The organism is Microbacterium sp. zg.B48, assembly GCF_024623505.1.
Lineage (GTDB): Bacteria > Actinomycetota > Actinomycetes > Actinomycetales > Microbacteriaceae > Microbacterium.
Genome location: NZ_JANJFE010000012.1, coordinates 192,088 through 206,549 on the forward strand (window position 1 = coordinate 192,088; position 14,462 = coordinate 206,549).

Sequence of the window (14,462 nt, forward strand, 5' to 3'; positions counted from 1 at the left end):
TATGGTGACACTGTGCGCGACTCGCGCACTCGATCCTGGAGGTCCGCGACGTGGCTGAGCCCTGGATGTCTGCGGAGGAGATCGCCACTCACTTGGGAATCACGAAGGACACCGTCTACGACTGGATCGCAAACAAGGCCATGCCCGCCCACCGTGTCGGCCGGCTCTGGAAGTTTCAGGTCAGCGAGATCGACGAGTGGGTACGCAGCGGGGGTGCGGCGCAGCACGCCCCCGACGACAAGCACGAAACGTGATCGCCGCCGAACCGCCGACGCGAAGTGACGGACGTTCGACCTATCCTGATCAACTTGCCATTTCCCAGAGGGGGTGTCCCCTGAGTAACAGCTCAGCTTCAGCGCCGCGCTATGCGCTCTCGTTCACGACGGGCGGCCTCTTGGAGCGCGAGGCAGCAATCTTGGCGCCCATTTACCTCCAGAACCGTGACTGGGTGAAGGTGCGCGACCTTGCGGTCAAAGAGAACCTCCTGCGGGCGCGGACCTACCGCACGGGGGTGCGACTGGTTCGAGAGACCGTGAAGCGCCTGTCGTCGCTCTCCGACCATGAGGTTGAGATCCTCGACGAAGTCACTGCTTCCGAGCGCGGCCACCTCATGTGGGCCGCGGCCTGCCGCCGATATGACCTCATCGGGGAATTCGCCGAGGAAGTCCTGCGCGAGCGCTTCCTCACCTTGGCAAACACCGTCTCCTATGAGGACTATGACTCCTTCTACCGCGCCAAGGCCATGTGGCACGACGAGCTGGATGACGTCACCGACCTCTCCTACAAGAAGCTCCGAGAGGTGCTGTTCAAGATGATGGTCGAGGCTGGGTTGCTGACCAGGCAGCGCGCCATCGAGCCCGCGCTTCTATCTGCCCGCGTTGCTGAGTGCCTTACCGAGCGCACGCCGAGCGACATACGCTTCTTTCCCACGAGGCTGGCCTGATGCCCACGCAATCCAAGCTCACACTGGCTCAGCAAGAGGAGCACCTGTTCAAGGTGCTCAGCAGCGAACGCTTCCTGAAAATGGAGGGCCTCGGCAACGAGGTCGCCCATTTCATCTACGACTACGACCCGACGTGGGCCCTTGACGTCGCCCAAGCGAAGAAGCGGATCAAGACCAAGCTGGACACCCAGTTGGGCATCAAGGTGTTTGAAGTCAACCTCTACGACCTCTGCGTCGACCTGCTGAAGAAGCGCAACGTCTGGGAGCGTGTCCTCGCTGCCGAGCCGACCATGGAGAAGCCTGACTTCCTCAAGATGCTCCAGAACATGATCGACCCGCAGCTGCATCTCGCTCCGGCCATCAAGCAGCGCATCGCGGCCGAGTCGTTCCAGATCCTCTTCCTCACCGGCATCGGCGAGGTGTTCCCATTTGTACGCTCACACACTGTGCTCAACAACCTGCAAACCGTCGTCTCCGACAAGCCGATGCTGATGTTCTTCCCCGGACGGTACGAGGTGTCGCCCACGCAAGGCTCGGCACTGGTCTTATTCGGCCATCTCAAGGACGACTCCTTTTACCGCGCAAAGCGCATCCTCGACCAGGAAGCATGACCCGATGAAACTCAACGCGATCTTCCTCAAAGACGTCACCCGCTCGATCGAGGGCGTCGTCAAGGCCGACGATGTCGACCACCTAGGAATCGAGGTCGAGGAGTACGTCTTCACCAACGACGCCGCGAAGGGCGTTGCGCCGCTGCTGGAGGAGTACACCAACTACACGAACGCCAACGGTGTGTGGATCTCCGGCTTCTTCGGCTCCGGTAAGTCCCACCTGCTCAAGATGCTCGCGCACCTTCTCGGCGACGTGGAGGGTCAGGCGTTCCCGCGCGAGCGGGCAAGCGAGAGCTTCCTCAGCAAGACCGACGACGCGATGCTCATCGCCTCGCTGAAGAAGGCCGCAGCCATCCCTGCGAAGAGCCTGCTGTTCAACATCGACCAGAAGGCGACCCTGATCGCCAAGGACCAGACTGACGCGCTCCTGAAGGTTTTCGTCAAGGTCTTCGATGAGAGCCGCGGCTACTTCGGCAACGATGGCGCTGTTGCTCGGTTCGAGGAGGATCTCGACAAGCGCGGCCAGTACGCAGCGTTCAAGGCGGCCTTCGCCAGGTACGCCGGCATCGACTGGTCGCAGGGGCGCGAGCAGACCGCGCTGGAAGGTCACAACATCGACAAGGCGTTCGCCGAGGTCAACGGTGAGGCGAACCCTGGGATCATCGCGCTGTACCAGAAGTCCTACGCCGTGTCGATCGAGGACTTCGCCGCCGCGGTCAAGGCGTGGATCGACAAGCAGGAACCGGGATTCCGGCTCAACTTCTTCGTCGACGAGGTCGGCCAGTTCATCGCCGACGACGTCAAGCTCATGCTGAACCTCCAGACGATTGCCGAGTCCCTCAACACGAAATGCAAGGGCCAGTCGTGGGTCTTCGTCACCTCGCAGGAGGACATGGATAAGGTCATCGGTGACCGCACCAGGCAGCAGGGCAATGACTTCTCCAAGATCCAGGGCCGGTTCAGCGCCAAGGTGAAGCTGACCAGCCAGGATGTCGAAGAGGTCATCAGCAAGCGTCTGCTGGAGAAGAACGACGCGGGCGCTGGCGAGCTCATGGCCATCCACGCCAAGGAAGGTGCAAACTTCAAGACGATCTTCGATTTCGTCGACGGAGCGAAGACCTACCGCAACTACGTCGATGGTGGGCGATTCATCAGCACGTACCCATTTGTCACCTACCAGATCCCGATGTTCCAGGCGGCGATCGAGGGTCTGTCCGACCACAATATGTTCGAGGGCAAGAACAGCTCGGTCGGCGAACGCTCGATGCTTGGTGTGGTCCAGGAGGTCGCCAAGCGCATCGGCACCGAACAGGTGGGCTACCTCGCAACCTTTGACCAGATGTTCGCCGGCATCAGCGCCGCGCTGAAGTCGACTGCTCAGAGCGCGATCCTTCAGGCTGAGAGGCATCTGCCCGACCCTGGCTCCGAGGTCACCATCCTCGCCAACCGGCTGCTCAAGGCGCTGTTCTTGGTCAAGTACGTCGATACCTTCAAGGCCACACCCCGTAACCTCACCGTGCTCGTCTACGACCGCTTCGGGCTTGACCTCACGGGGCTTGGCAAGCAGGTGCAGGAAGCGCTCAATCTGCTGGAGGCGCAGTCGTACGTCCAGCGCAGCGGCAACGTCTACGAGTACCTCACCAACGAGGAGCAGGAGATCGAGAAGGAGATCAAGGCGGTCGACGTCGACTCCTCGGAGGTCTCCAGCAAGCTCTTCCGGTATCTCTCGTCCGACATCTTCAAAACCAACAAGCTGAAGTACGCGAAGAACGGGCAGGACTTCTCGTTCGGCTACAAGCTCGACGACGTGCCCCAGGGAAATCAGCGTGAGCTGACTATCCACTTCATTACGCCCGAGACGAGCTATAGCGACTCTGAGATTGCGGCGCAGAGCATGGGCCGGGACGAGTTGCGGGTGTTCCTCGGCCGTGACAAGCGGCTGCTGGCGGACTTGCGCCTGCTGCTCAAGACAGAGAAGTACACCAGGCAGCGCACAAACTCAGGGGCGACGCCCTCGATGCAGGCGATACTCCAGTCGAAACAGGTACTCAACGCCGACCGCGAGAAGGAACTCATCGAGCGCCTCCGCCAGACTGTTGGTAAGTCGCAACTGATCATCAACGCCGCCGAGATCCCCTCCAGCTCCCAGGATGCTGTGACTCGGGTGTCGGACGGGTTCCAGGAACTGGTCAGCCGTACCTACACGAACCTCGGGTTACTCGGCGGCAAGGTCTACCCCGAGCAGCAGGTCGCCGGTGCGGTCCAGAGCGACACGGGGCTATTTGACTCGGCGACGCTCAGCTCGCTCAACTCGCCAGGCACCGAGATGGAGTCCTGGATCATCACACAATCGGGCCTCGGCGAACAGGTGACGATCAAGAAGATCGTCGCCCGCTTCGAGACCAAGCCCTACGGCTGGGACCTCGGCTCCATCGAGGTCGTGCTGGGATGGCTCGTCGGCAGCGGCAAGGTGGCGCTGAGCGTCGATTCCAACCCGGTCGTCCGAACCGAGGCAGTGGGCCTCATCCGCAACACCGGCAAGCACCAGCACGTCGTCGTCGCACCCCAGAAGGCCTACGACCACGCGAAGGTCGCGGCATTCAAGAAGTTCTGCACCGACTTCTTCGACGCGGGGGCCGTGCCGAGCGACCCCACAGAACTCGCCCGGTTCGGCAAAGACCTACTCGCGGCCAGGCGGGACGAGCTCAACGCTCTCGTCAGCAGCAGCCGGTATCCCTTCGTCAGCGAGCTCGCCGGCGTTGTCGCCTTGCTCGACGAGGTCGTCAGCAAGCAGGTCGACTGGTATCTCACCGACTTCAACAAGGCGGACGAGCTGCTCGAAGCCAAGGAAGACCTGATCGATCCGATCAAGTCGTTCCTCAACGGCCAGCAGGCCAAGATATTCGACGAGGCACAGGCACTCCTCAGTGCCAACACGGGGAACCTCGGCTACCTCCCCGCAGGGAGCGCGGATTCGGTCAAAGCCCTGCTCGCAGATGCCAGTGCCTTCCGCGGCAACAAGATGAACCAGCTCAAGGCCGCTTCCGACTCCCTGCGGGTGCAGATCGACGATGTTGTCGCCGACAAGCGTGCGGAGGTGACCGCGGCGATCGACGGGCGCCGGGCCGAGATCCTCGGCAGCACCTACTACGTCAACGCCACGCCAGCCGCACAGGAGAGCGTGATCGGGTGGATCGATGCGGTCCTCGCGCGACTCGGCGGCGAGACGCAGTCCGCGCTCATCCTCCAGGCGGGAGCAAGCTTCGAGCAGGACGACTACCCGGAGCTGCTGAGCCGGCTCGTCGCGGCGCAGCAGGGGGGGGATGATGACGCGCCGCCGCCGAAGCCGATGGTGTCAGTCAAATCGATCAGCGTGCCCGGCGCGTCGGGCGTGCTGGAGTCCGAGGCCGACGTCGACGCCTATCTCTCCAAGTACCGCGCCGCGCTCGTCGCGACCCTCAACGACGGAAAGCGAATCACGCTCTGATGGACACCGCAACGCTCAAGTCCTTCGCCACGTCAGCGCGCATCGAACTCATCCGCGAGGTAGGCGCGCGCATCACCGCCGTACTCGCCCAGGGATCACCCGAACGGGTCGAACAACCGCGAGCCGTGACCTCGCTGGAACGCGCCATCCGCCTCGGGGGCGGCGGTGAAAAGGGCAAGACGCACGTGGCCGACAGGGTCGCGTACACCTGGTTCAACCGCATCATCGCCCTGCGCTTCATGGATGCCAACAGCCACACCGCGATCGGCGTCGTCTCGCCCGCTGTCGAACATGTCGGCCAGCCCGAGGTGCTCGCTGCAGCCAAGCGCGGCCAGATCGACGGTGATGTGGTCAAGGGCGCGAACGCATCAACCATCACCGGACTACTCAACGGCACTCGCCAGCCTCGCCCCGGCGTCGACGCCCAAGCCGAGGCATACGCGCTCCTCCTCGCGGACTACTGCCGCTATTGGAACCGGGCCATGCCCTTCATGTTCGAGCGTGAAGGCGACTACACCGAGCTGCTCATCCCCGCTAACCTGCTCGCGGAGGACTCCGCGCTGAACCGCTCCGTCAAAGTACTTACTGAGGAGGTCTGCCGGGACGTGGAGGTCATCGGCTGGCTTTACCAGTTCTACATCTCCGAGCGGAAGGACGAGGTCTTCGCCGGGTTTAAGAAGAATAGGAAGGCTGGCGCCGACGAGATCCCCGCCGCCACCCAGCTCTTCACCCCGCACTGGATCGTCCGGTACCTCGTCGAAAACTCCCTTGGGCGCCTGTGGATGCTCAACCATCCCGAATCGCGTCTCGTCGACCAGATGGACTACTACATATCGCCGGTCGATGAAGAGACCGACTTCCTCAAGGTCACCAAGCCTGAGGATCTCACGGTGATTGACCCCGCATGCGGCTCTGGCCATATGCTCACCTACGCCTTCGACCTCCTCTACGCGATCTACGAGGAGGAGGGCTACACGCCGTCGCAGATCCCGAATCGGATCCTCACGAACAACCTCTACGGCACCGAAATCGACCCGCGAGCAGGTGCACTCGCTGCTTTCGCGCTGACCATGAAGGCCGCGGCCAAGCGCAAGCTGTTCCTTAAGAACCCAGTCGAGCCGAACATCTCCGTGCTGAGCCCCATGACCTTCACCCCGGAAGAGCTGGACTACCTCGTCACGGCGGACGGCGACCGGCACGCGGAGGAAGCCTTCTGGAACCAGTTCGCCGATGCCGACACATTTGGCTCGCTGATCCAACCAGACCCTGGTCTGATTGTTCGGCTCGCGGGGCACCTCGACGCGGTTGACGACCGAGGTGACATTCTCCGCGCAGACGCGCTCAATTGGGCGCAACTGGCAGTGAGGCAGGCTGAGGATCTCGTACGTCGGTATTCGGTAGTGGTTACGAACCCGCCATATATGGGCAACAAGAACATGAAGGCGGAATTGTCGACTTGGCTGAACGACAACTACCCCGCTTCCAAATCCGACCTAATGACTGCCTTTATGCAGCGGTGCTCTGCGCTGTGCGAGCGAGGCGGACGCTGGGCGATGATCAATCTCCCCACGTGGATGTCTCTCAAGAGTTACGAGAAGTTGCGTACGTGGCTACTTCGGACGCAGCAGATCGAAACTCTTGTACAGCCAGGTAGGGGAGTATTTGGTTCAGACTTCGGATCTGTAGCCTTCGTCGTTGCACAGAAAAACCCGAGCAGCACGGCAACAGCTGTCTATCGCCGGCTTTTTACGCAGCATGTGAGTGTCCGCTCCAACCATGCCATCGAGGCTCTATTCCGCCAGAGCGACTACAACAGGTTCGAGGTCTCTCAAGCGAGCTTTCTGAAGATCCCCGGGTTTCCGCTTGCCTACTGGCTGTCGGACGAAATGCTCGACCTATTTTCCAAAGGGCAGACTCTTGGAAAGCTCTCCGAAGTGAAGCATGGTCTTTCGACCGGAAAGAATGAAGCGGTCCTCAGGTTCTGGTGGGAGGTCTCATCAAGCGACTTTCTCCGGGACGCGGGTAGCCATCAGGACGCGGACAATTCCGGCGCGAAGTGGTTCCCTTACAACAAGGGTGGCGCGGCGCGTAGATGGTTTGGAAATGTTGAGCAGGTCATTCGCTACGACCGTTTAGGCAGGGAGTTGATGGCATCCTTCCCGGGGCACCGTCACGACGGGCGAAGTCACTATTTCGTCGAGGGAATCACTTGGTCGAAAGTCACTGCTGGGCGTCCATCGTTTCGACTCATGCCGCGTGGTCAGATATTCGATGTAGCAGGAAATTCGTTCTTTCCGAATGAAGTATCGCGCACACACGAGATGCTGGCCGTTGTCAACTCGTCAACCATAAAGGCGGTGCTTGAAGCGATCGCTCCGACGGTCAACTTCGAAGCCGGACAAGTCGGGAGCCTTCCTGTGCTTTCCGTACCTGGTCGGGCACGTGAATTGGCGGATGAGTTGGTGGCAGTCTCCATCGACGATTGGAATAGCGCTGAGACCTCCTGGGGGTTCACGGGTTCGCCGGGCGCTTTGAGCGCGGCCGATCGCGAGGACGCGCGGTCAATTTCATCCGTTATCGGCGAGATTCTGGAGTTGCAGGCAGAAACGGTTCTGACCGCCGCCAACCTCGAGACAGAATTGAACGAGCTAGTCGCTGAAGCATACGGTGTCGCAGACGACGTATCGCGAGACTTTCCAGTGCACGACGTGACCCTTTCGTTCAATCCTGCGTGGAAATACGGAGATGGCAAGAGCGCCCCCCAGTACGACGCACTGCGAACTCGCGATTTCTGCGAGGATCTAGTTTCGTACGCGGTCGGTTGCATGTTCGGCCGCTACAGCCTTGACGAGGCGGGCCTGATCCTCGCCGATCAAGGCGCGACGTTGCAGGACTACCTCGCGAAGGTGCCGACGCCGACGTTCACACCAGACGCGGACAACGTCATCCCGATTGTCGAGGGCGACTGGTTCGAGGACGACATCGTTGACCGCTTCCGCCACTTTCTTCGCGTGGTGTTTGGTGAGCAGCATTTCGAGGAGAACCTGCAGTTCGTCACCGATTCGCTTGGTGTGAAGAGCCTGCGCGACTACTTCGCGAAGTCCTTCTATAAGGACCACGTCCAGCGGTACAAGAAGCGCCCGATCTACTGGCTCTTCTCCAGCCCCAAGGGCTCATTCAACGCCCTTATATTCATGCACCGTTACACGCCTTCTACAGTCTCGACGGTACTGACCTATCTGCGTGAGTACGTGACCAAGCTGGAGTCCGCCCTCCAACGGGCCGAGCGCGCAGGGAACGCGAAGGAAGCGGATCGATTCCGCAGGATCCTCGTCGAACTAAACGAGTACGAGCACGACACGCTGTTCCCGAAGGCGTCCGAGAACGTTGTGATCGACCTCGACGACGGAGTGAAGGCGAACTACCCGAAGTTCGGCGCCGCGCTCAAGAAGATTCCGGGGCTGGAGGCGGCGAGTGACTGACCTTACCTCCGTCCAGGACGTCCTCCAAAGCCGCCTCGCCTCGAGGAGGGTTGTGTTCTGGCACGACCCCGCCGGCGAGTACGCCGCCGACCTGGACGCGCTCGATCTCGGTCCCGTCAACGTCATCCGTGTCGAGGACAACGAGTTCGGTGTGAAGAACACGATCCTTGCCGATCACGTGAGCAAGCACCTCGTCTACCGCCGTGGCGACATCCCGCGAGGGACGGCAAATTGGCTGCTCGATCTCGAACTCGCGTACGGGGTCTTCACGGCCGACAAGACTTCCATGCTCCAACAGGAGCTTGGCCTCAACGACCCGGCCCTGCTGCCGGTCATAGAGCAGCATCAGAAGTTCTTCGCCGCGAACACCCGCAAGCAGGCACTGGAGAAGCTCCTGAACGACGGAGACGACGCGGCCCGCCTTCGCGCCAAGATGTCCCAGGTGCTCGTCAAGGCATCGGGCAACAAGCTGACCGATATCGTGCGCGAGCTCCTCGTCGAGAACGCCGCCGGCAAGAGCGCCAAGTTCGACGAGCTCGTGACCTTCGGTCTCGATCAGTTCTTCTGGGATGGGCTCGCGAGCATCTACAAGTACCAGAGCGCGGCGCCGACGATCGACGACTTTGTCCTGTGGATGTTCAGCCGAGCCATCGAAGAGTTCGCGTCGATGACTCCCGACGAGTTCCGCAACATCCGCAGCGACTTCAATGCCCTGCGCTACGACGTCCGCAGTCGGGAAACGATGACGACGCTCGCCTCCCGCGCGGCTGATGCACTCGACGTGAGTTCCAAGATCGAGCATCGCGACTACCGCGAGTTGTCCAGGATCACGATCTTCGAGGAGATCGACCGCAAGGTGGTTGTGGACCTTGCCGCAGCGGTCGCTACTCAGTCGGTGACGCCTCGCGAGGTTGCCGACATGTTGCGGCAGCGCCAGGAGAGCCTGTGGAAGGCGAAGTACGCGAAGCTTTACCAGGCCGTTCAAAGCGCCTCAGAGCTGCTCGTAGCAATCGCGGCCCTGCCGCACGCGATCGCGTCCGCCGCGGTGGGGCTGGAGAAGTACCAGTCTGACTGGTTCCGCATCGACCAGCACTACCGGTGGTTCACCTACGCTCACCAGACCGCCGACTTCCAGAAGCCGCTCGAAGCGCTGAAGACTGAGGTCGACAAGCAGTACGCCAACAAGTACCTCTACGACTTCGGCGCGCGCTGGCAGCAGGCACTTGAGCCCACGGACGAGTGGAAGTCAGCTGCCCTCGCGCCACAGGCGAAGTTCTTCGAACGCCACGTTGCCCCCGTCGTGAAAGACGGACGCACGAAGGCGGTCGTCATCATCTCCGACGGCATGCGCTACGAGATCGCCGAGGAACTCGCATCCACGATCCGCAGCGAGGACCGTTTCGACGCCTCGCTTTCGGCCCTACTTGGATCGCTACCGAGCTACACCCAGCTCGGCATGGCCTCGCTCCTCCCGCACTCGAGCCTTGAACTCGACCCCGAGGCGCTGCCCGTACTCGCGGACGGGAAGCCGACGAATGGCACCGCGAACCGCGACAAGATTCTGCAGGCGGTCAAGGGACACGCCATCACCGCTGCCGAGGTCCTGTCTATGCCAGGGAGCGAACTTCGCGAGTTGTACACGCAGCACCAGGTCTTCTACGTCTTTCACGACCGCATCGACGCGGCGGGCGACAAGGCCCCGACGGAGCGGACCGTCTTCGAGGCCGCCGAGGAGACCCTCCGCGAGCTTCTGCTCCTCGTAAGAAAGTGGACCAACGCGAACGCGACGAACATCCTGATCACTGCCGACCACGGGTTCCTCTACCAGGACATCCCCCTAGAGCAGGCGTACTACTTATCGCAGAGTCCGCAGGGTGACGCGGTCACCAAGACCAACCGACGCTACGTGCTCGGTCGGTCGCTGAAGCCGTCCCCGTCGTTCATGACATTCAGCTCGGCTCAGGCCGGGCTGGTTGGAGACATCGACATTCAGATTCCCAAGTCGATCCACCGCATCCCGCAACCCGGTGCCGGCACGCGCTACGTCCACGGCGGCGCATCCCTCCAGGAGATCGTCGTCCCGGTGATCACGGTCAACAAGAAGCGCAAGAGCGACGTCCGCGCAGTGAACGTCGATCTCATGCCTGAGACCGACAAGATCACCACAGGGCAGCTCGCAGTCAAGCTGCTGCAGCGCGAGGCCGTCTCCGACAAGATCCAGGCGCGCCAGGTCCGGCTCGGCCTCTACGTCGGCGACACGCTGATCTCCGACCAGCGTGTCCTCACCTTCGACAGCGCATCCGACGACCAGCGCGACCGCTACCAGAAGGCCGTGCTGTATCTGACCGAGGACGCCGACCACTTCAACAACCGGCCCGTCGAATTGCGGCTCGAAGAACCGATCCCGAACACGACACAGTGGAAGACGTTCTCCAAGGGGAACTACACGATCAAGCGGTCGTTCACGACTGACTTCGACTTCTAGGAGAGCCATGACCAACCTCGAAGACGCGCTCGACGAGATCGACGTCCTTGCCGCCGAGGCGACCGATGCCTCGCCGACCAAGTCCGCACTCGATGACAAGATCAACGAGCACTTCGCCGGCGCCGTCGTCCGCAAGGACTTGGTCAAGGCGGTCCGCGGCAACGCGGTGGTGCCGTCATATGTCTTGGAGTACCTGCTCGGCCAGTACGCGGCATCCGATGACGAAGCGACGATCCAAGCTGGGATCGACAGCGTGCGCCAGATCCTCGCGACCCACTACGTCAACCGCAACGAGCACATGCTCGTGAAGTCGGAGATCCGCCGCAAGGGCCGCCATCGCGTCATCGACAAGGTCACCGTCACGCTCAACGAGAAGAACGACGTCCACGAGGCCGAGTTCGAGAACCTCCAGATCAAGGGCGTCATCATCGACGACGTCACGGTCAAGCAGAACCCCAAGCTCCTCGTCGGCGGCGTCTGGTGCATCTGCGACATCGAGTACTTCCACTCCGACGACCAGCGCGTCGTGCCGTGGATTCTCGACAAGCTCAAGCCCATCCAGGTCGCAGGCGTCGACATTGACCGCTACTACGACGCCCGCAAGGCGTTCACAACCGATGAGTGGATCGACCTGCTCATGCAGTCGATCGGCCTCAACCCCGAGCAGTTCAGTGAGCGCGGCAAGCTCATCGCCCTGACCCGCTTGATCCCGTTCGTCGAACGCAACTACAACGTCGTCGAACTCGGGCCCAAGGGCACAGGCAAGTCCCACACGTTCAGCGAGTTCTCCCCGAACGGGATCCTTATCTCCGGTGGCGAGGTCACCGTCGCCAAGCTCTTCGTGAACAATGCCAGCGGGCGCATCGGCCTGGTCGGCTACTGGGACTGCGTCGCTTTCGACGAGTTCGCCGCCAACCGGCGTGCCGACCAGAACCTCGTCAACGTAATGAAGAACTACCTCGCGAACAAGTCGTTCTCGCGCGGCACGAGCATCTACGGAGCCGAGGCCTCGATGGCCTTTATCGGCAACACGACGCACACCGTGCCCTACATGCTCAAGAACAGCGACTTGTTCGACGAGCTGCCCGACGCCTACCGCGACCCTGCCTGGCTCGACCGCATCCATCACTACATCCCCGGCTGGGAGGTTGCGCCGATCCGATCGGAGATGTTCTCCACCGGATACGGGTTCGTCGTCGACTACCTCGCCGAGATCTTGCGCGCCAAGCGGTCGGAGGACTTCTCGGACAAATACAAGGACCACTTCACGCTCGACAACTCGATCTCGACGCGCGACCAGGACAGCATCCGCAAGACCTTCTCAGGGCTGATGAAGCTTGTTCACCCGACAGGCGAGGCAACCGAGGTCGAGGTGCGCGCGCTGCTCGAGTTTGCGATCGAGGGTCGCAAGCGAGTCAAGGACTCGATTCTGCGGATCGACGCCACGATGCGCGACACACCCGTCTACTTCCGATACGCCGACAAGTCGGGCGCGTGGCACGACGTCGCGACTCTCGAGGAGAGCCAGTACCCGCGGCTGTATCGGCGGGATTGGAATGCCGCGCCCCACAGTGATGGAGCATCGGCTGACGGCCTGGTATCGGCGACGCGTGAGTCCGCGCGTCCTCTGTCATCGCCTGCCGCTGCTTCGGTTCCTCAGAATGTGCCGCAGGAAGCCCCGACCTCGGCGCTGGCGCCGGGGCACCGCGACTTCACCGCCGGCCAGAGGGGCGTCTCATACGAAGAGATACTCCTTCCGTACCTTCGCGGTGCCGCCAAGATCACGATCACGGACCCGTATATCCGCCTTCCGCATCAGGGACGCAACCTTGCGGACCTGCTCAGTCTGCTCGCCGTAGCCAAGGACGAGGCCGACGAGATCGACCTCGAACTCGTCACCACCGAAGAGCCGAAGGCCGAGTACAAGCACACTCAACTGCTCATGCTCAAATCGATCAAGGACGCATCCGACGCCGTCGGCGTCCGACTGGCGGTGCGACTCGATGACACGATCCACGACCGCCGAATTGAGACCGACCACGGCTGGCGCATCGACCTGGGGAAGGGCCTCGACATCTGGCAGAAACCGAGCGACAACCCCTTCGACTTCGGGCGGAGTCGTCAGGAGTTCCGTCTCATCGGCTCAGCGTTCAGCATCCACTACGTGAAGATCTCTGTCGCGGACAGTGAGCGGAGTTAGGCGCCTTTGTTCAACTTGATTGTCGGCTTCGTCAATGGTTCAGCCTCGAGTGATCGCATGCTGGAGTACACCGCGGAGCACGTGAAAGCGTTCATCCAACCGGATGGCTCGCTCGACTTGCATCGCCTCGCGAGCCTCCCGACGTTGGTCATGCCCGAGACTGGCTTCGTCGACGAGACACAAGTTGCCCGAGTCGGAAGGCTCACCAACCTGCGATGGCAGGGGCGCGAGCTTCGATTCAATCTCGTCGACACGCCAGGCATCTCGTCCATCGGGACGGAGCGGATCGAAGCACTCGCCGACGAGCTCGATATCCAACAGTTCGAGTTCCATCGCACACACTGGGCAGTCAAAGAGGGCGACTTGTACGCCGCACTATTTGGCGGCGGCGCGACAGGCCAACTTGCCCCTAAAGTCTTCAACTTTCCCGTCCAGCTCCCGGTCGAACGTGACCTGGTTGCGGTGATGATGCCCTTCGCCGGGTTCGATAGCGTGGATGTGTCGATCAAAGAGGCCGTGGAGAGCCTCGGGCTTCGTTGTCACCGGGCTGACGACATCTGGGAAAACCACCACATCATGGACGATGTGATCAGCCTCATCTGGCGTTCACGGGTGGTTGTCTCCGACCTGTCAGGGAAGAACCCGAATGTGTTCTACGAGACGGGTATTGCGCATGCGCTCGGACGCGACGTCGTTCAGCTCGCACAGAGCCTCGCGGACGTGCCCTTTGACCTCCGATCGATCCGCACACTTACGTACCTCAATAACGGCGAGGGGCTCAGCAAGATGAAGACGGCGCTGGCGCAGCGCCTTGAGAGTCTCGTCGGATGAACTGTCGGCGATCTCGGGAAGGAGATTCCCAAGGCCGCATCCAGCTTCAGCGCCTCTGGACTTGAGTTGTGGTCAGTTACTCGACAGTTCAGATACGTCGAGAGTCCTCGAAGGGCATCCAGATCCCTCGAAGCCCAGTCGCGTATGCTGGTAGGCACCACCATTGGAGTGAAGCCCAAGGGCCGAATTCCGGGGGTTTTGGGTATTCGCGAGACCATCCGGGCCTGTGGCGCAGCTGGTAGCGCACCTGCATGGCATGCAGGGGGTCAGGGGTTCGAGTCCCCTCAGGTCCACCATGTGATGTCTCGCGACATATGTCTCATATGTCGCGAGACATCTGTCATTTGTGGGGCCAGCGGCCGGGTGGGGTGAGTTGGTTGCGCCAGTAGCCCTGGGCGGGGTTTATGTGGTGTTCGCTGAGGA

Annotated in this window: 8 protein-coding genes and 1 tRNA gene; all 9 read left to right on the plus strand. The window is 61.5% G+C overall.

Annotated features, from left to right (window positions below; all coding sequences use genetic code 11):
- The first annotated feature begins 50 nt into the window (after positions 1-50).
- The 9 genes from NQ152_RS10045 to NQ152_RS10085 all read left to right on the plus strand — a co-directional run bounded on the left by NQ152_RS10045 (position 51) and on the right by NQ152_RS10085 (position 14,335).
- Entirely contained in the window at positions 51-254 is a 204-nt protein-coding gene (locus tag NQ152_RS10045; RefSeq protein WP_257523876.1) for a helix-turn-helix domain-containing protein, read from the plus strand.
- The gene (locus NQ152_RS10050; protein WP_257523877.1) at positions 251-943 is read left to right on the plus strand and encodes a DUF1819 family protein; all 693 of its coding nucleotides are present in this window, start codon (positions 251-253) and stop codon (positions 941-943) included. The genes NQ152_RS10045 and NQ152_RS10050 overlap by 4 nt, the downstream gene beginning before the upstream one ends.
- Positions 943-1,554 carry a DUF1788 domain-containing protein gene (locus NQ152_RS10055; protein ID WP_257523878.1) on the plus strand — a complete coding sequence of 204 codons (612 nt, stop codon included), beginning with the start codon at positions 943-945 and terminating at the stop codon, positions 1,552-1,554. The genes NQ152_RS10050 and NQ152_RS10055 overlap by 1 nt, the downstream gene beginning before the upstream one ends.
- Positions 1,555-1,558: 4 nt before the next feature.
- Positions 1,559-5,041, plus strand: coding sequence for a BREX system P-loop protein BrxC (gene brxC, locus NQ152_RS10060; RefSeq protein ID WP_257523879.1), 3,483 nt, complete (start codon positions 1,559-1,561; stop codon positions 5,039-5,041).
- Positions 5,041-8,523 carry a BREX-1 system adenine-specific DNA-methyltransferase PglX gene (pglX, locus tag NQ152_RS10065; protein ID WP_257523880.1) on the plus strand — a complete coding sequence of 1,161 codons (3,483 nt, stop codon included), beginning with the start codon at positions 5,041-5,043 and terminating at the stop codon, positions 8,521-8,523. Before brxC ends, pglX begins: the two co-directional genes overlap by 1 nt.
- Positions 8,516-11,008, plus strand: a complete 2,493-nt coding sequence (gene pglZ / locus NQ152_RS10070; protein ID WP_257523881.1) for a BREX-1 system phosphatase PglZ type A — start codon at positions 8,516-8,518, stop codon at positions 11,006-11,008. Before pglX ends, pglZ begins: the two co-directional genes overlap by 8 nt.
- Before the next feature lie 7 nt (positions 11,009-11,015).
- Positions 11,016-13,208: a BREX system Lon protease-like protein BrxL gene (gene brxL, locus NQ152_RS10075; protein WP_257523882.1), complete on the plus strand. Its 2,193-nt coding sequence runs from the start codon at positions 11,016-11,018 to the stop codon at positions 13,206-13,208.
- 57 nt (positions 13,209-13,265) lie between these two features.
- Complete coding sequence (locus tag NQ152_RS10080) at positions 13,266-14,039, plus strand: hypothetical protein (RefSeq protein ID WP_257523883.1); 774 nt, start codon at positions 13,266-13,268, stop codon at positions 14,037-14,039.
- A gap of 220 nt (positions 14,040-14,259) precedes the next feature.
- A tRNA-Ala gene (locus tag NQ152_RS10085) sits at positions 14,260-14,335 on the plus strand.
- The last annotated feature ends 127 nt before the right edge of the window (positions 14,336-14,462 follow it).

Bases quoted from the DNA above. Each gene is read 5' to 3' on its own strand.
- NQ152_RS10055 (WP_257523878.1), top strand. From the start codon at position 943: ATGCCCACGCAATCCAAGCTCACACTGGCTCAGCAAGAGGAGCACCTG.
- brxC (WP_257523879.1), top strand. From the start codon at position 1,559: ATGAAACTCAACGCGATCTTCCTCAAAGACGTCACCCGCTCGATCGAG.
- pglX (WP_257523880.1), top strand. From the start codon at position 5,041: ATGGACACCGCAACGCTCAAGTCCTTCGCCACGTCAGCGCGCATCGAA.
- brxL (WP_257523882.1), top strand. From the start codon at position 11,016: ATGACCAACCTCGAAGACGCGCTCGACGAGATCGACGTCCTTGCCGCC.
- NQ152_RS10080 (WP_257523883.1), top strand. From the start codon at position 13,266: ATGCTGGAGTACACCGCGGAGCACGTGAAAGCGTTCATCCAACCGGAT.